Origin of the sequence: Okeania hirsuta (genome assembly GCF_003838195.1) — a bacterium.
Taxonomy (GTDB): domain Bacteria; phylum Cyanobacteriota; class Cyanobacteriia; order Cyanobacteriales; family Microcoleaceae; genus Okeania; species Okeania hirsuta.
In genome coordinates, this window is the sequence record NZ_RCBY01000016.1 from 20,146 (window position 1) to 38,977 (window position 18,832).

The following is an 18,832-nucleotide window of genomic DNA, read 5'->3' on the forward strand; positions in this document are numbered from 1 at the left end:
CTTGACATACTCCCGACGCTGCGCTTACGCGACATGACGAACGCGGGATTCTTCAGTCTGGGAAGCCCTGACCGCAGTTTTTACAGAAGTGATGTCCTCCTCCTGTGTTGATAGCAATCCTATCTTTTGTATCAGAAGTGCTGAGTTATAGTCCCTGTCTAGTTCTTGTCCACACTTAGGACATGAATGCCAACGCTCTGATAAGCTTTTAGAGACTTTGTTCAAACATTCCCAACAATGTTGAGATGTACCTTTTGGGTCTACTTTGATAATTCTCTTGCCGAGTTTCCAGGCAACATATTCTAGAACCTGAACAAACTGGCCAAATGCTGCATCCTGCAAAGACTTATTTAATCCTGACTTAGCTGATTGACCATTTGGTAAGAATTGACCATTATCTCCTAATTTAGCTTTGCAACGTCGAACTAGGTTAGATATTTGTAGCTCTTCTACAAATATCACACTTACATCTGAAAATAGGTGATAAGCCAGCTTGAATTGCCAATCCAAACGTTGTCTAGCTATTAATTGATGCAGTTTGGCTATTTTACGTTTGAGAATTTTCCAAACCCTGGAGTGTTTTTGTTTCCTGGCTAATCTCACCTGAAGTTTAGACAAGCGATGCTCAGATTTTCTGAAAAACTTAGGCACTTCTATAAACTCACCATCGCTGGTGACAGCATAGTATAGCAGTCCCAAATCGAGACCTTTTGAATTTTGTTCGGTGGGTTGAATTTCTGCAACCTCTACAGGTACAGTTTGATCCTCTATCGTGAAGCTGATATACCATCCGTCAACTTCACGAATTACTGTACCTGTTTTAACCTTGAATCCCTTTGGTATTGGCCGATTGAATACAAAAGGGACTAAACCAAATTTTGGTAGATTAACACAATACCGACCGTTAGCATTTTTGACAATATTTGCATTTGATAACTGGGGATAACTAAATGAATTATAGTAATGTTTCCCCTTGAATTTCGGCCTCCCACTGGTTTTGCCGTTTTTATCTGGTTTGGTAAAGTTATCCATAGTGGTTTGTACACGCTGAATAACATCTTGTAGAACTTGAGAGTGTATAGACTTATACTCAGGGAAGAGTTTTTTAGTTTGCGCTAAGTCTGCTAACTGTACTGTTTCCCAAGCTACATACCCATTTACTATATTTGGATGCTTGTCTCCTTTTCTTGTGACTGGGTTGCCATCACTGTCTTTTTTTCTACCATCTCGTGTTTGTACTCTACATTCAGGGATATTTTGATAAATTCGGTCTAGTGTTACTACTGAAACATTTAGAGGACAGGCATTTACTGGTGTGCGCGTTGATTCAAACCAATTCAACCTTTCAGCCAAACGATAATTATATTGTTTTCTAGCCAATTCTAACCAATTAGCGATAATAACCGCTTGACTTTTATGAGGCTTTAGCTTGTACTTATATTTCAGTAGCATCCTAGAATCGACCTTTATCTATATATCTGTTATTGTAATGACTGTATTTACAATTGTCAACAGCTATAACAGAATTATTATGAAAAAAGATTTTGTATAAGCGTGGTAGAGCCGTATCTGACATGAAAGCCCACTTAGTCTTGGTAACAAAATATAGAAAAAAAGTGATCGATCAGGAGATGCTCAAACGATTAGGAGAAATAGTAGACAACCTATACACGATCGGGGGACTGCAAACTCATAGAATTCAATGGTGAACCAGACGATGTACATTTGTGATTTCAATACTACCCACAGTTAGAGCAATCATTGTTTGTAACTAATCTGAAATCTGTAAGCAGCAGAAGACTGAGAACAGAGTTTTCAGAACAAGTCAACCAGGTATATTTCAAAGCTGTCTTTTGGAGTGAGTCTTACTTTATTGCTAGCTGTGGTGGTGGAGCGTGTTTCAGTGCTAAAAAAGTACATAGATTCTCAGGATGAACCACACACATAACGCCCGACTTTCCCATCCCTCCACTCCCCTTCGGGAGAGCGCTGGACTTCCCGTCGGGAAAGTTAAATTAGATTATGGGCATCCTGTTCCTGTTGATTCATCGAATTCTCCTTCTGCTGTTCTCATTCCACCTAAGAGAGTTTCCACAATTGTACATCGTTTGAGTCTATCATCTGGTGTAGAAACACTAACAGCAAAAGGTAGTTCTTGGACTGGATCATCTATTTCCACTGCACCTAGATAGTTAAATTGAATTTGAACATCTGCATCGTCTTGATAAGAGGTACATTTACCATCAGCGTCTTTGGTCTCACATTCTTGTACAACTAATTTAACCATTCCTGCCTTAATTTCACCATTAGCATTTAATTTCTGATCAATACCTCCAGAGGTTACTGTTGGTGGGTCTACAGCAATATTAAACTCAACATTTACATCTTCCTTTTTCAACTTAGCTTGACTTTGTGCTTTCTGTAAAGCTTGTAATACTAAACTATTTACTGTACGAGTACGCTGTCTGGTGACAAAAGCATCCCAAGCAGGAGCAGCGATCGCTGATAATATTCCTATAATCAAGACTACTACTACTAGCTCTATCAGACTAAAACCAGCATCAACCTGATTATTGTGCTTAGATATTCTTGGAGAAATATGCTGTAAAAGCTTTGACAATATTGTTATTTTCATCTTACTTTAATATTTTTTATTAGACTCGATTGAATTATACTAAGTTTTCTCTATTATTCTTCTTCATCTTCTTCTTCAAAACCTAGATTACTAATGCTTCCCACTTGAGCAGTTACAGTTGGGCAATAGGGTGACGTTAGATCGGTTTCACAATCACTATTTTGAAATTGGCCTGGTATACGACTTTTGCTGTTACCTAAAATAGTTACCTTAGCCAGTTTATTACTAGAAGCTTCAACATCAAATTTTTCTATATGATTTACTAATACATTTCTTGCGGGAAAATCTCCATCACCCTTGATTAACTTTTCTGGATTTTGTATCTCTCCTAAATTCTGCTCAGAAAAACCATTATCCGGTGCTTCTCCCCCAACATAATTACCACCTAAATATTTGGGGTTATTACTTATTTCTACTCTTGCTATGCGCGATGATGGGCAAGGATCTTGTTCACACCAAACAGAATTAAACTCATCTATTTGATAATAAGCGACTAAGGAAAACACAAAGGTATCATTACATTGATTGGGATTAGCATCACAATCAACTGAATCATCATTATTCAGAGGAACTGCATCTTCCATATACTTACGTTTCCAGAATACAAGTTTTGGAGTACCATCATCTGTAGGTATTGCTGGAGTTCCAGCATTAGATATATCCTCAACCTGATCTGGAGTATAGATGTAAACAGCCTGACTCATATCTTGAGCAATATAGTCCATAGCTGCTTGAATCTCCTGCTCAGTACTTGCCTTTGCTTGTTCCTTCACATCTCGGTTAAGTATATCTACAACAAAACTCAATAGAGGAATGGTGATTAAAAAAGCAATAATTGTTCCTACCAGCAGTTCTATCATTGTAAAGCCACCAGTAGATTTAGATAAAGGCGATCGCCTTTGCTGGTATTGTATTTTTAGGAGCGAGTCGAGTAAAGTTTTCATATTATTTCATCTTAGTATTTATCATTTTCTTTGTGGGTTTAATACCCCACCGTCAACGGTCGTGTTCACGCATTACTTGGGGGAGCGTAGACGCGGAGCGGCAGGTCGTTGACTATCCCCATGTAATTTTCCTCCAGTATAGCTGTCTCCCCTCCTGGGAGGGGTTGGGGGTGGGTTGGGAGGGGTTATATCAAATCCGTTTAATTGGACATAAAAAAAATCTTCAATCGTCATAACTACCCTCATCTTTGTAATTCTTTCTCTTCCTGACTCCTGTCTCCTGACTTCCCCTCCACCGGAGGGGTTAGGGGTGGGTTGACTCCTCCTAACTTAACCATTCTATGGCTGTTTAACCGGATTTGATATTAAACGGATTTGATATTAGACATCTCCACCAAATGAGGCAGTAGGCAGCTTTGCTGTAGGCAGTAGGGAAACCACCCTTCGCCCCTCCTGAGAGGGGAAATAATATCATGTCTGGTTGAACAGTTATAAATAAACGACGAAGGAGTCAGGAGACAGGAGACAGGAGACAGGAGGGTAGAAAGAATGAAGAAGGAGAAAGTTTTTTGATCACTAATTATCCGGACATGATATAATTGATAATTTATGTGCCATAATTGATTTGATTTTTTATTGGGGAAATAATATCATGTCTGGTTGAACAGTTATAAATAAACGACGAAGGAGTCAGGAGACAGGAGACAGGAGACAGGAGGGTAGAAAGAATGAAGAAGGAGAAAGTTTTTTGATCACTAATTATCCGGACATGATATAATTGATAATTTATGTGCCATAATTGATTTGATTTTTTATTATTGGAGATGTCTATTAGAGATATTTCAGTTTTCCTTTAAGCGATCGTGATACTTTTGGAATAAGTTACCATCACTTGGAGCAATTTCTGTCTTAGTTGTAAACAGCGGCTTTTCTGTATCACCACTTCTGGTTGCTAATCCTGTATTACTAACAGAAGTTGATATAGTTTTCTCTGATAAAGTTACCCCTTCTACACCACTACCTCTGTAAACTCGTACAAATAATTCATAGCCATCACTAGAGTCTGTGGAATTTCTATGAAATCCCGCTGCATATACAACCATATCTGTTAGTCCAGTACAGTCTCCTCCATCTCCTCCATCAACACAATATAGGCGAACATCAGTTTGGCCAACAGTTACAGTTGTTGTACAGTATTCATTTTGATTTGGTGGGTCTGGACATTCTAGATTATCTGGACCATCTATAGCTCCTACTGAATTATTGGGGACTATTTCTGGAGCAGGAATACTTCCCGCTCGCACACCATCTATATAACTTCTAGCCGCCTGAGCTGCCAGTTCTATTCGTCGCGCCTGAACGCGAGTTCCTACTGATATGGCAATCACAGGGGCGATTGCACTCATCAGTGTAGCGACCACAATCATCGCTACCAAACTTTCCATGATAGTATAGCCAGATTCTGATGAGTGGGGTTTAGGCATTTTTATAAACTTAATCATGATTAACCTCCAGTTTTACTACTACAAAAATCTGTTGTCGGACGAATTTCTTCATCAACAGCGTTATTATTATCTTCTGTCTTAGAACATAACAATGTTTGTATCCATGGGTCATCTAAACCAACTTCTCGATAATATTGCTTTGTTTTGTCAGGGTCTAGAGTGCTTAATTTGGAAGCAAACAGGTCAGGAGATTGAGATAAGAAACCTACATCATAGCTCCACTGTCTTGTAGGTGGAGTTGAAGCGGGTGCTGTACCTTCTGTTTCTCCAGCGTTGTACCTACCGTAAGTATTACCAAAAATTTCAGCAGGGTCATTTTGTAGGATATGTTGATAAGGACTTGTAGAATAAGCACTCCGTCTGAGTTGCACAAATGCCCCAGAAATTTCGGAAGTTTGACCTTGCCAGTTTTCGATAAACCTTGGCAAGTTTGGTAAACCTCCATTGGTTTCACCAAAACCAGCTTCTATCACCCTGGGAGGTGTGTCACCTGTTGCCATCATTACGTTTACTTTAGTGGTGTTTGGTGTATCTGAATCTGGATCTGCTGTAGCTGGCATTTGCCATCTGGTTTTATCTTCTACTTCCTGACCTTGGGGAAAGTTACCTCCTGGATTGGTTGTTGTAGCATGAATCTGCAATGCTGGTACTAATTGTGGTTGGAGGGTGGTGGTATCACTACCTAAGTTGTTTAACTCAGTTGCGTTTTGGTAAAATAAAGGTTGGTTTGTGTTCCAACTATTGTTTCCTGTCCTAAACCATAGAGCATTGTCTTGTGTTCTAGGAAAATCGCCTCCCCCATCAGGATATATTTTTATCTCCGTAGCACTTTCTATACCCAAAGGAATTGGTAAATTATTTGTTAGCTTTATTAGATTATTGTTGGCAGTATCACGTTCAAAAGCTATACGACGTGGGTAACGTTGATATTCTGGTTTTGGAGCTAAAGCTGTTGTACCTGAACCAGCAACATCATCAGGATATGTGATTTTTCCAATTATTTTTTCTGAAGCTTTGTTTTGAGCATCATTATTATCAATAACCCACCAATCTTCCGGTTGACAAGCTGAAACTGGCAACTTCAAACAAATTTCCATTAAATACTCATTGAAATTAGCCCGTCGCTGAACAGGAGTAATAAAGTTATTAAAGTAGGAACTATTAAGAGGTGCTGTTCCTGTGTTCACCCTATATTCTGCATCTGTATGCGTGTATGTTTCTGATGTTCCATCTTTATCTAAATCATCAGTAAATTCAGCCTCACTACTCAGACCATTAACTGCAAAGTCGTTAGCATAGAAACCATTAATTAAACGAGCTGCCTTTGTTGTTATCTCTACTTCGTCAACAGTATCCGTGTCATCATTTATTTTTCCATTGCCATCAAGGTCAATGTTATAGGTACTCTCTATAAGTCCTGTATTAGAAGCAACTGTATTAGTAGTACTTCCATTCCCATCCAAGTCATAACCACCAATAACCACATTACCCGCATTATTTCTCAAGTCAAAATCTCCCTCATTGCGGAAACCAAAACGAAAACCATCAGAAAGTATAGTCAAAGAATCCGACATAATCTCCACCGGACGCCACTTATCTCCACCACCAGCTCCACCACAGTTACCAGGTATCCTAGGGTCTCCACCACGACAAGCAAATTCTGGACTTGGAACCTTGTTTGGATTGTAATAAGCATTAAAATCCCAATCAATACCGCCCCCCTCAAACTCATAGTGGTCGTGAAAGTTAAAATCACCCTTGATATAAGTAGGTACATTACTTACCAAGATCAATCCTTTTTCTTTCACCACATCTTCAACTGTACTAACGCTGTTGTTATTACCCCGATTTAACTCTTGACCATTGACCAACATAATTCCATTGGGGCGACGAGTAGGGTCTAATTTATAATCTGTGGGACTCAATAATTTACTACTTTCCTCATCAATACCATTTGTACCATCTGGAGTCCGATCGCTCCTATCTGGCAGCGCATCATCTCGACTAGCATAAACCAGACCACTATATGGCAGTAAATATTCTGGGTCTAATGCCGGAATATCTGTTCCTACCTCTGTATTACTAATTTCTGTCATCCGCAGGACATTCATATCTATCTGAGTTGCCCGAATTTCCAGAGGTTGTCTTTCTTCTAGGGGTAATTTATATTCTCCTGTCAGATTAGCTGGTGTTGCTAGAGTACTACTCAAGGTGAAAGTTTCATCATTAGGGGTCTCTTGATCGTCCTCATCTATCGCTTTAATTTCCCGTGGATTCAAAAATGCTACTTCTTTAATAGCGCCATGAGGTATGATTGAATTATCCGGAGCCAAAGTTCCATCTAAAATTTCAAAAGCACATTGAGTAGAATCTATAGCAGCTTGGTCTGCGATGCTTAGTGAACCACCATCTGCTAATTTAATTAGTGCATCCCGTAAAGGTTTATTAGCAAACCGACCATCAGGGAAAACCATATTTGCCTGCTCTACCAATTCAGTTGGCGTACCAGAAAGCTGTTTAGTTGCAGCATCAAGTGTTACTGAAATACCAGCCGCCCTAATAATTGTTGGTTTACCGTAAACTATACCATTATTTGATTTTCCTGCTGGGTCACTTGGAATTGTAGTGCTGTAGTAGTCTGTGAGACCTGCCAAATTCTTTCCTGCGTAGGTAGCTCTATTTTTGCTAGATATTTCATCGCTAGGATCATAGTAACTACTAACACAGGCGATCGGTTTTTGATCCAAATCGTCACCTGTTGCATCTTCATCAATTCCACTCTGAGCATAGTGATAAACTGCTGTTGCTCGCATTCGCAGGTCGCCCTTTGCATACTTTTTTGTATAGGGGTCTAAGGGGCTTTCATCTGGTGTACCATCTTCAAATAAGGTATTCCAATCAGTAGGAGTAAGAGTTTTAAAATTATTCCCCCCATTGTCATACACTTCTGTTAAATCTCCTCGTATTGGTGACATTGGCATCATGTCAGACCATACTATCGGAAATTCTTCTGTCTCAGTAGTTGCTGGATCGTCATACTTATCATCTACTGTACCATCAACTTTTACTACCTTTGGTCGTGGCAAAAAAGAATTATCCCGCTCATAAACTCCTGCACCTGTAATTACCCTTAAACCACCATATCCCTCAGTAGCACTCTGTGGTTTTCGTGCTGCTGCCAATTCCCAGAAACTATTTCTATCCACATTTCCCACATCAGCAAAAGCAGTTATTTGAGTTTCGCGCCAACGACATTCATTATCTGCATCTTCAATATTCTCACATCCATTTCCTGCATTACTCCAGGCAATACCATTTTCAGTTAGATACTGCTTTGCATCACCCTTTAAAAATGGTATTTCATCCTCATCATCTAATTCTTCTAATAATTCTTCTAATTCTTCGTCATATCTCAAAGCAGGCAAATTATTTCCCACCTTGATACGATCGCCCAACCGTTCTTCTATACCCAACTCCCCTAAATCTGATGGTCTTGTAGCAGCAGGCTGATTTTCATTTAAAGATAAACCCGTTGTTGTGTCTATTGTAGCTATTTGAGCATTTCCTTCAGTAGGTAACATCCAATCATCTTGTGGTCTCAGAGAATTTCCACTATCTTCAATCCCTGTATAACCATCTAGTGCATCTCCATTAAGTCCCACTTCTGCAAATGGAACTTTTCTAGTACGGTCTTTAAAATAATTTTCCAATGCCTCCTGACGAGCTTTTTCTTCAGTTTCTCCTTTCTTTGTCCTTTCATCAATTATATCTATCACTTTCTGTGGATCTCTATCTTCATAATCTCCTGAAGCTATTTGATCGATCACCATTTGATTTATGCGTTGAGCATAAGCATTATCATTGAAAACTACATCTAAAGAGTCATCGCTTACTGATTCAGCATCTCCATCTATTTTCTCTATCGCTGGATTTGCATCTTTCCCCTTAAATAAATGTACCTCAGCTTCTAATCCCACAGTGTTTTTACGACTACGACCGTGGATTAGCTCACCACCCACCAAAATTTTGCTATTCTCAGCTTCATAAAAACAGGAACTCCTACCACTAACCTGATAAAATTTCATTGGAGTATTAAAGGAAGTAACCATCAGATTACCGTTTACCACTATCCGTCCATTGAGATTCAACTCAAAACCTGGTGCAGCTTCCATGTCATTTTCATAGAAAACCGCATTGTTTGCGAGCGAATCCTGGCTATAATCTCGTTGATATTCTAATGCAGATAGGGCAGGTGTACCTTTATATCTTTCAAATTTTTCTTGGTCTTCTGGTTCGCTAGTAATAGGTACATTAACGGTATAAACAAAAATACTTTTCTTAAGTTGGGCTCCTGACTTATACCAACCTACACTAGTTACCAAATTAGAGCTGGTGTTTATCGCTTCACACAACGGTTCTGTACTGGTCAGACTTTCAACTACAGGTTGGGGCGCTGTTCTTGCCTCTAGAGGTTGGTATTCCCTACCAGCTTGGGGAGTACGGAGAAAAATCCCATAGATAGTGTAGCTATCAAATTGACCATTATTGTCCGTATCTACAGGATATCTCCAGGCGGTAGTTATTTGTTCGTTGTCTTGTATCTCACCATCAGCACTAATATTGTCCACACCTGAAGCGCCAAATTCTTCAATGCTCCCATTACCATCCAAGTCATACCTGACCTTAAGTGGTTCCTCACGTCCAAAAGTATACTCATTCAGTCGTTCTTCCAGAGTTCTGTAAATGAAATCTTCTGCTGGAGTCCCAGGGGGCAGAGTTTGGTCTTCTCTTAACAAATAATCAATTTTTGCACTTGCCCTTTCCAAAGCAGGAGCAGCAGCACTCAACACCTGCTGATTTACCTTAACATTTCTTGCCATTTCAGCCCTGTCAAAAGACCTGAGCAAAATAGCAATACTCAACAAAACTACTACCAACAAAACCATAGTCACAGTGGGCAAAACAAAACCTGCCCCTGAGTACCTACTTCGATTATTTATTACATTCCAGAGCGATCGCCTCAACTTTCTCTCCATGACTCGATACCAACTCCGGATATTACGGAAAATATAAAATATATTTTTGAGAAACTTATTCTTTGACATAATAGCCTTCCTGCCCCTAATTGCAAATGGTTTAGTTGGCAAACCGTAAATTTATATAACTATATTATAGTGACTTAAATTTAGTCCCTACCTCTACTTTTAGCACAGCACAACTCGAACAGCACCCCATAACCGAATTTTGGATAGCACAAATATTGGTCAAGCATACTAAAGTGCCTAACCTAACCTAAATATTATTCCCGAAATGAAAGGTTAATCTATCAACTTATCAACGAAACTATATTTTTTTTAACCTTCTGCCTCACACCCGGCGCTCCTAGGTTCGGCGGACTTTCTTCCCAAACCCAATTACTATCTACATCAAACTGAGAACCATCTAAATCAAACACTGTTACTTTTGCCAAGGTCTCAATCCAAACCGTCGCACCGCAGTGATGAGGTTTGTTTGGCCGATACACGGAAAAAGCTCGGGAGTTTGGTAGCCCCGTCAATTTAGGCGCGGGGCGGAAAAACGACTCGGCGACTTTAGTCGCCGTGATGGGGATCGTTAATGTATTCCAGAACCTTAGTTGTACTAACCTTTCCAGTAGTGTCATAAAAATAGCTGTGAGTCCACAAGCTAGGTAGTTTGCATAGTTCAGGGAACTCTTGTCGTAAAACCCTTGAAGACCTACCTTTCAAAGCTTTAACTATTTTGTGAATGGTTACATCAGAGCCATGCTCTACCAATACATGAACATGGTCTGGGGCTATTTCTAGTCCTTTAATCAACCAACCTTTTTCTGTGGCAACTTCTGATAAGATAGCAGCCAACCTGATTTTAACTGGACCCACCAAGACTTTCTTGCGTCTCTTGGGAATCCAAACTAAATGGACATGGGCCAAACCTATAGAATGGTGGCCATGACGATATATTTTTTGCTGGTTGATCATGTTGATGGGTTGATATTTATCGACAACTTGATGATAATGGAGACATGAGCAAAAAAACAAAAAACATGGGATGCCAGCAAGTTCTACTGCATCCCGATCAAAATCTATCAGCCATCCTAGAATATTTGTCCGGTGAAGCCAACAAAGTGTTTAACTGTTCTGTTTATTACGCCCGACAAGTTTTTTTTAAGGAAAATAGATTTGTCACTCAAGGCGAGCTTTGCGGGCAAATGAAATGGAACAGACATTTTAACGCGATGTATGCTTCTAGTGCTCAACAAATATGCAACGGCATTGTTGAATCTTTCAAAAGTTTTAAACAACTGTCGAAACTGTTTGGAAGCGGTGAATTGGTTAACAAGCCCAAACCACCTAACTATCGAAAACCCGGTTTATTTACTGTTTCTTATCCTAAAAGATGGTTGAAACTGACCGAGAAAGGAATTAGAGTTCCATTAGGACGCAAGGTTAAAGCATGGTTTGGATTAGAGAATTTCTATCTCCCAATGGCTAGTAACCTAGACTGGAACTCAATTAAAGAGATTAGGATTTTACCTCATCACGGCTGTTTTTATGTCGAGTTTGTCTATGAAATAAAAATTCAATTAGTCAAGTTAGACAAAACCCATGCTCTTTCTATTGACCACGGTTTAGACAACTGGTTGACTTGTGTGGATACTCTAGGGCACAGCTTTATTGTCGATGGCAAACATCTGAAATCGAAAAACCAGTGGTACAACAAACAAATAGCTGCTCTCAAGGAAAATCAACCACAAGGTTTTTGGTCTAAAAGATTAGCTCGCATCACTGAAAAGCGCAATCGTCAGATGCGGGATGCTGTTAACAAAACAGCGCGATTAATCATCAACCATGGCCTTAAACATGGAATTGGTACAATCGTTTTTGGTTGGAATAAAGGTCAAAAACAATCAATTGAACTAGGGACTCAAACTAACCAAAAGTTGGTACAAATTCCTACTGCAAGACTCAAAGAACGAATCAAGGAACTTTGTAGCTTATATGGGTTAAAATTTGTAGAAACCGAAGAGTCTTATACCTCGAAAGCTAGCTTTTTAGATCATGACGTTCTCCCAACCTACGGTGAAAAACCCGACAACTGGGAACCATCAGGAAAGCGCGTTAAACGAGGTTTATATCATTCTGCTGCGGGCTATTTAATTAATGCTGATTGCAATGGTGCAGCCAATATCCTTAGAAAAGTAGCTGGAAGGTTCAATCTTAATTTGGACCAACTAGGTAGAGGCGCATTGACAACGCCTTTAAGAGTTCGATTTTGGATTGCTTAAGAATCCCCGTCTCTTTAGAGCGGGGAGTGTCAAAATCCGACAAGGTCCATGAATATCAACCTCATGGAGGGCGAGCAAAAAACTTTCTCCTTTTACTCGGGGTTTCTTATTCTTTCTTCCTTCCTGACTCCTGAGGACTGACTCCTGACTCCTAAAGAATTAAAATTAATACCATACACGTGCTTCAGCAACGCCGGCTAGTTCTGCTCCTGGCCTACTTCTGTAAATCTACTTAATATATATTCCTGCTGAGACTGATCAAATACCTGATAAAACTTTTGTAATCTAGTATTTACTGCACCCTGACTAACAACTCTCCCTGACTGTTTTCTCACCAAAGATTTAGCAGTCTCTTGATAATCTTCGAGCATTTTATTATCAAATTCTATACCTATAAATTTGCATAATTCCTTTAAAATAGTAGGTGTATCATCTACCAATTTTTCATACTTCACCAGAATATGATTATTTTTATGTAAATGCTGAGAAGTAATATTTACAGCCTCAATCCATCGATCGATACAATGGTCTATATCAAACCCACCATACCAAAATTTCGGATATTTATTCGACACTTCATAAAGTGAAGCAACTACATCTATTCCATTTCTTTGAATATGAATAAATTTAGCTATAGGAACATTCTTTTCTATGTAGTCAATATATCGTATATGTTCGGGAGTTTTTTCTAACCAAATACTTTTACCTTGTTCCTCAGCTAGCAGATTCATAATTTTCAGAAATCTGCGAGTATATTGCCTAATAAATAAAGTATTTTTAGGTAAATATTTCAGTAAATCTGGGCGGTTAATTTCATTTTTAAACAAAGTTTCTAACTTAGGTCGTAATCGTCGCGAAGCCATACCAAGTATTCGTCTTTTAGGTTCATTATTTGGTAGTAAATAATGAAAAAATTTTGTTTCTGGTAAAGAGATAATCTCTGGATGTGCTGTCAATAAACTTTGTAAATATGTCGTACCAGAACGGGGACAACCAAAAAGAAATAAAGGTAATTTTAATTTATTGTGCATTTCAATATTATAGCAATTCTCATATTAGTGAGGTACAAAATTCGTTTTTGTTAGAGAGTAGAAAGTAGGGGGAAAGAATTGATAATTTATGTGCAATAATTGACTTTATTTTTTATTATCATTTTCTTTGTGGGTTTAATACCCCACCGTCAACGGGGGTGTTCAAAATTACTTGGGGGAGCGTAGACGCGGAGCGGCCCTTCGTTGACTATCCCCATGTAATTTCCCTCCTGTCTCCTGTCTCCTGTCTCCTGTCTCCTTCTTCAATGGAGATGTCTATTCACGCAACTAGAAGCTGATAGCTGACCGCTGACCGCTGACTGCTATTTCAAAGTAAATCCATAAATAACTGTTTAGCAGTTTTTCCTACCACATCCCAATTTAATCGTTGTTGATATTCTTTAAATGATGACATTGCTAATTTTTGATATCTAGGATAATCACTCATTCGGGAAATTATATAATCACAATATTCTTTAATTTCTGCATCAAAAGCAAAAGTTTTACCATTAATATCTTCTTTAATTACAGTTGGAATACCTGCAAGATTTGTAGTCAAACAAGGCACTCCAAAAGCATTAGCTTCTATCAAAACATTAGGAGCACAATCTTCTCTAGTTGGCAAAATCATCAAATGAGAATCAGCTACTAATTGCCTCATTTTTGACTCTCCTTCTGGTTTTGATTTATCAATATATCCCACTATATTAATAAAATCCGGCAAAGGTTTAATCTCCGGTTTACAGCCAATAATTGTTAGTTCAGCATTAAAACCCATTTCATTTAACTGTTTAACAACTCCAACAGCAATATCTCCACCTTTTCTATCCCAATCTATGCCAGAAAAGATTAATTTACAAGGTTTTTCTTTTCTTGATTTAACAATATTTTCTACCTCTTCAAAAGTTCTTCCAGGCTTAAGTTCAATATTAGCGCCCCTGGGAATTACATAAATTTTCGACTCATTAACTTGGTAATGTTTAACAGCATTTTCGGCAGCCCAGTCTGAAGTAAATATCAAAAGTTTACATTGATCAATTGCTGCTTTTTCATAATTATAAATATTTCTTCTAGTTTCTTGACAAATATTACTTAATGCTGGGTAGTAATCGACCAATGCTATTGTTAATGTATCTAACCACAAAACAATTGGTTGTTGACATTTCAAATATGCAACTGTTTGAACACCCTCTGTCGCCAGTACAATATCCGACTTTAATATAGATAGTTTTCGAGCTACCTGATAAGCATAATCTCGACATATTATTGGGTCTGCCCATCTGTAATAATCTTGTTTAAATACCTTACTATAGAGTAACCATTTACTTCTTGTCACCCATGAATAGTGTTTTTCTAGAGGACCAAGATAGTTAACAGTAATATCCTGACTTTCTAAAGTTTTTGCAATGTAACTATTTGAGCCATAATTCCCTTTTTTATTAGAAGGCCAGCTAGCAGGATTATGAACATCATAGGTTGTAGAATAAGCTATTTTCATAGATATATTTCTGATTTACTTATATATATTTATATCAAGTACAAATTAAATATTTCTACATCCTTAAGATTAACAATTATTCAAAACTTCCATAAATAGTTTCTTTGCTTTTTGACCAGCCACTGACCAATTGAGACGATACAAATATTCATTAAACGATGACATAGCTAATTGTTCATATTTTGGATAATTCGTCAAGTAATTAATTATATATTCACAATAATTATCTACTGAGGTATCTACCGAAAATATTTTGCCATTTATTTCATCCTTAATTACTGTGGGTATTCCAGCCACATTTGTTGTCAAACAAGGTACTCCAAAAGCATTTGCTTCTACCAAAACATGAGGGTTAGTGTCTGCTCTAGTTGGTAACATCAAAAAATGGGATTCACTTATTAACTGAGAAATCCGCAATAAACCATTACCTTTAGACTTATCAATATATCCTAATGGTTTGACAAAACTAGGTAACGGCTCGTCAGAAATAGGTTGACAGCCGATAACAGTTAATTCTGTTTCTAGACCTAATTTATTTAATTTTTTCGCTACCTCTAAAGCTATATCTCCCCCTTTTCGCTGCCAAAAAACTCCAGAAAAAATGAGCTTACATGGTTTATTTCCTCTTGATTTAACTAAGTTTTGAATATCTTCAACAGTTCTATTAGGTCTCAATTCTATATTTGCACCTCTAGGAATTACTTGGATTTTTGACCGTTCAATTCCATAGATTTTAACTACTGTCTCCACTGCCCATTCTGAAGTTACGATGAGAAGCTTACACCTTTCTAAAGCTGCTTTTTCTAGTGTATAGATATTATTTTTAGTTTCCTGACATAGATTACTAAGGTAGGGAAAAAAGTTAATTAATTCCGCTAAGGTTGTATCTATCCAAATAACTAATGGCTGTTTACATTCTAGATAAGCAGTAGGAGTTGCTCCTTCAGGAGAGAGAATAATTTCGGTATCTAAATTTGCCAGTTTTTCTGCTACCTGATTAGCATAATTTTTGCATACAATAGGTTCAGCCCAATTATAATAATCAGTTTTAAATAAGTGCCTATAAAACAACCATTTACTTTTAGTCAGCCAAGAATATGTTTTTTGTAAAGGTCCCAAATAGTTGATGATAATACCTTGATTAATTAAAGTTTTGGAAATAAAATTACTAGCACCGTAGTTACCGCCATTGTACTTAGACCAACTTGCAGGATTTAGAGCATCATAAGTAGTAACGTAAGCAATTTTCATATATTACTCTTACTGTGATTTTTGTGAGTACAAATATATTCAAAGTATTCAATAGTTTGCTGACTTAAATTTTGCCATCCTAACTGTTCTAAATTAGCTTGTGGCGATCGCCCTTCTTTGACTGCCCACTCTAACCCAGATTCTAAAATCTCTTTTGTTAGGTCTCCTGGATACAGCTTTACCCAATCTTGCCCCACCTGTTCCTGCAACTCTGCCATTGCTCCCTTATTAGGCACTAATATAGGGCAATCAAAAGAAAGAGCTAACAATGCACTACCTGAATTTAAAATCTCTTGAAACGGTAATATTACTAAATCTGCAGTCTGAAAATATTCTTGTAACTTCTCATCCGGTACAAACTCAAACTTTAATTTGACCCTAGAATCATTCTCTGCAACTTGAGATATCTGAGTACCAATTTCTGGAACTTCTAGTTTACCTGCCACTAATAATATCCAATTAGCAGGAGCTAATTCTCGAAAAACTCGGACTAGATGAGGTACATTTTTGTAGTAGTCGATATAACCGAGAAATAAAAGTACATGGGAGTTAAAAGGAACATCTAAATTTGTTTTAGCTACCTCACAATTTATATTATTGGGGTAGACCTCTCGATAATGACCATGAGGAATAACTGCGTGGGGGCGATCGCTCAATCTAGGAAAAGTTGCATCTGCTAACTCTTTACTTACTTGGCAATGACTAATACATCCATCTACTCGCTTGATCAGCTCTGACTGAAACCAGTGTGCCAACTTAGGATGTAAGAGGTTGTGGGGATATTGGTCGTGAATTGTCCAAATCACTTTTGTTCCTCTAACCCTAACCCAGTCTATAGCAAGAAGCATAGTTACAGCCCGCAAACCTGCTACTACTAGGTTTGGATGACGGACAATAGTTTCTGTAGGCCAGTGAAGGTGAAAAATATCATAGTATTGGCGTAGCAGTTTGCCAAAAGAAAATTCCGTAACTGTTAGCCCTTGTTGCACTACCTGAGAATATAATAGCCAGTTATAGGGGTTTTTATACCTAGTTTTAAATGCTGGCCAAGCAATAATTTTCATTAAAATTCCCGACAATCAATGCCACTCAAACCTGGTTGAGATTTTACTACTGAAGTATAGTTTGGTTCAACTGTATTCAAATAGCCATTCTTCCACAAGTAAAAAGGACTTTTCAAACTATTAATATATAGTTCAAACTCACAAGCTGCCACTACATCTGTTCGTAACTTCAAACCATATTTTAGTAAATGACGGATAATTTTCCGACTATCATTTGCCGTATAAGCGAAAAAAGCCAATGGTTTTAACCATGGTTTAACTCCTAACATTCGAGTAACATAACGACTCAAACCAATACCACGGAAAAATTTAATTAGATAATCTTTTTGTGTTCGATGTTGAGGAATTTTGTGAATTACTTCCATTGCTGGATTATACCAAATTTCCCAGCCTGCTTTTTGAATATAACTAATAGTTTCTGTATCTTCACCTGTTAACATTGAACCCGGTACTCTACCACCTAATATACATTGCTCTGGAACACTTTCTAACCATGCTTCCCGACGAACTACTAATCCAGCGGAAGGAGGTATTACCTTAATTGCAGGCTGATATAATAATGGTTGTTCTCCTCTTTCTGTGATGGCAAAAAATGATTTAATTCTGTCAAAATCAGGTGGTAGTTCTCCAGAAAAATCTCCATGAATTTGACTAGCATAAGCTCCTGCTTTTGGATATTTTTGAGCAAATTCATAAGCTGCTGCTACCCAATTTTCTGCTGGGATATTATCATCATCTAAGAAACCAATTAACGGAGAACTTGCTATTTCTACTGCTTTTTTTCTAGCAAATCCTGCACCTTGTTGTGCTTCATAACAGTATTTTAATGGAATTTTATCCGACCAGTTTTCTTGATATCTACTAATGATTTTTTTTGTATTATCTGTGCTGTTATTATCTACAACTATAATTTCCCAAGATAGTCCTTCTACTCCGATTTGAGCAAGTAATTTGTCTAGAACTAATGGTAATCGTTCAGCTCCATTATAAGTAGGAATTGCGATAGTAAAGTTAGCCATAATAATTAACTTTTTTTTATAAATCTTGCTATATCGATATGTACCTAATATTTTCGCAATTAGGCCACATTTTTTTTTCGTAATGTAGTAATGCAGTATAAAATGTGATACGAAAAATCAGGATTTATATAGTATCCGGATAATTAGTCAGTAGTCAGTAGTTAGTAGTTAGTATGTAGTTGGTATTTAGTAGTTCAATAGAGCGTTGGTAAATCAACAGATGAAACCTTAGAGACTGTTTGTAAAAGGAATATTAAATCCAGGCGTAGTGGCGTGACACGCCTAAAATGGTGCAATAGATTTTTATTCAAATACATTAACCGTAAAGATTAGAGCATTTTTCTAATACACTATTTTAGCTGTGTCAGTCTAGTAGGGTGGGTTAGGCGACAATAACAAAGAATCGGAACAAAAGTTTAACTTTCCGCCGTAACCCACCGAATATCGAGTATTAAGCACTCTGGCCATCTTAATCTTTAGTTTACAAACACTCTCTTAAAAGCCATCTGTTTCTGATACCTCTAAATATTCTACCATAGTAAGTGGTGGGTGTCACCCATCGGAGAAAATCATCTTACC

General features: G+C 37.8%; 14 protein-coding genes and 1 pseudogene. 2 read left to right on the plus strand and 13 right to left on the minus strand.

What is annotated here, in order from left to right; genetic code table 11:
- Window positions 1-24: 24 nt before the first annotated feature.
- Entirely contained in the window at window positions 25-1,452 is a 1,428-nt protein-coding gene (locus D5R40_RS04770; protein WP_124144607.1) for an RNA-guided endonuclease InsQ/TnpB family protein, read from the minus strand.
- A gap of 79 nt (window positions 1,453-1,531) precedes the next feature.
- Here D5R40_RS04770 and tnpA (D5R40_RS04775) point away from each other — a divergent pair.
- Window positions 1,532-1,948 (plus strand): annotated as a pseudogene (gene tnpA / locus D5R40_RS04775) (IS200/IS605 family transposase).
- Window positions 1,949-2,020: 72 nt separating this feature from the next.
- On the opposite strand, the gene D5R40_RS04780 reads toward tnpA (D5R40_RS04775), so the two are convergent.
- The 7 genes from D5R40_RS04780 to tnpA (D5R40_RS04805) all read right to left on the minus strand — a co-directional run bounded on the left by D5R40_RS04780 (window position 2,021) and on the right by tnpA (D5R40_RS04805) (window position 11,083).
- Window positions 2,021-2,635 carry a pilus assembly FimT family protein gene (locus tag D5R40_RS04780; protein ID WP_124144608.1) on the minus strand — a complete coding sequence of 205 codons (615 nt, stop codon included), beginning with the start codon at window positions 2,633-2,635 and terminating at the stop codon, window positions 2,021-2,023.
- A 53-nt stretch (window positions 2,636-2,688) separates the two neighbouring features.
- Window positions 2,689-3,579, minus strand: coding sequence for a hormogonium polysaccharide secretion pseudopilin HpsC (hpsC, locus tag D5R40_RS04785; RefSeq protein ID WP_124144609.1), 891 nt, complete (start codon window positions 3,577-3,579; stop codon window positions 2,689-2,691).
- A gap of 72 nt (window positions 3,580-3,651) precedes the next feature.
- Window positions 3,652-3,813 (minus strand): hypothetical protein, encoded by a 162-nt coding sequence (locus tag D5R40_RS34600; RefSeq protein ID WP_161564925.1) that lies wholly within the window; start codon window positions 3,811-3,813, stop codon window positions 3,652-3,654.
- 608 nt (window positions 3,814-4,421) lie between these two features.
- Window positions 4,422-5,081, minus strand: coding sequence for a hormogonium polysaccharide secretion pseudopilin HpsB (gene hpsB, locus D5R40_RS04790; protein WP_124154295.1), 660 nt, complete (start codon window positions 5,079-5,081; stop codon window positions 4,422-4,424).
- 2 nt (window positions 5,082-5,083) lie between these two features.
- Window positions 5,084-10,189 carry a hormogonium polysaccharide biosynthesis protein HpsA gene (gene hpsA, locus D5R40_RS04795; protein WP_124154296.1) on the minus strand — a complete coding sequence of 1,702 codons (5,106 nt, stop codon included), beginning with the start codon at window positions 10,187-10,189 and terminating at the stop codon, window positions 5,084-5,086.
- 221 nt (window positions 10,190-10,410) lie between these two features.
- Window positions 10,411-10,554: a hypothetical protein gene (locus tag D5R40_RS04800; RefSeq protein WP_161564926.1), complete on the minus strand. Its 144-nt coding sequence runs from the start codon at window positions 10,552-10,554 to the stop codon at window positions 10,411-10,413.
- Window positions 10,555-10,675: 121 nt separating this feature from the next.
- Window positions 10,676-11,083, minus strand: coding sequence for an IS200/IS605 family transposase (gene tnpA / locus D5R40_RS04805; RefSeq protein WP_124144614.1), 408 nt, complete (start codon window positions 11,081-11,083; stop codon window positions 10,676-10,678).
- Window positions 11,084-11,127: 44 nt separating this feature from the next.
- Between tnpA (D5R40_RS04805) and D5R40_RS04810 the strand changes: the two genes are divergently transcribed.
- Complete coding sequence (locus D5R40_RS04810; RefSeq protein WP_124144615.1) at window positions 11,128-12,390, plus strand: RNA-guided endonuclease InsQ/TnpB family protein; 1,263 nt, start codon at window positions 11,128-11,130, stop codon at window positions 12,388-12,390.
- A 197-nt stretch (window positions 12,391-12,587) separates the two neighbouring features.
- Here the strand turns inward: D5R40_RS04810 and D5R40_RS04815 are convergent, their stop codons facing one another.
- From D5R40_RS04815 to hpsE, 5 genes are all read right to left on the minus strand, one after another.
- Complete coding sequence (locus tag D5R40_RS04815) at window positions 12,588-13,421, minus strand: sulfotransferase family protein (RefSeq protein WP_124154297.1); 834 nt, start codon at window positions 13,419-13,421, stop codon at window positions 12,588-12,590.
- A gap of 328 nt (window positions 13,422-13,749) precedes the next feature.
- Window positions 13,750-14,919, minus strand: a complete 1,170-nt coding sequence (locus tag D5R40_RS04820) for a glycosyltransferase family 4 protein (protein WP_124154298.1) — start codon at window positions 14,917-14,919, stop codon at window positions 13,750-13,752.
- A gap of 69 nt (window positions 14,920-14,988) precedes the next feature.
- Window positions 14,989-16,170: a glycosyltransferase family 4 protein gene (locus tag D5R40_RS04825; protein ID WP_124144618.1), complete on the minus strand. Its 1,182-nt coding sequence runs from the start codon at window positions 16,168-16,170 to the stop codon at window positions 14,989-14,991.
- Window positions 16,167-17,234 carry a glycosyltransferase gene (locus D5R40_RS04830; RefSeq protein WP_124154299.1) on the minus strand — a complete coding sequence of 356 codons (1,068 nt, stop codon included), beginning with the start codon at window positions 17,232-17,234 and terminating at the stop codon, window positions 16,167-16,169. The genes D5R40_RS04825 and D5R40_RS04830 overlap by 4 nt, the downstream gene beginning before the upstream one ends.
- Window positions 17,234-18,253 (minus strand): hormogonium polysaccharide biosynthesis glycosyltransferase HpsE, encoded by a 1,020-nt coding sequence (hpsE, locus tag D5R40_RS04835; protein WP_124144620.1) that lies wholly within the window; start codon window positions 18,251-18,253, stop codon window positions 17,234-17,236. The genes D5R40_RS04830 and hpsE overlap by 1 nt, the downstream gene beginning before the upstream one ends.
- Between the last annotated feature and the right edge of the window lie 579 nt (window positions 18,254-18,832).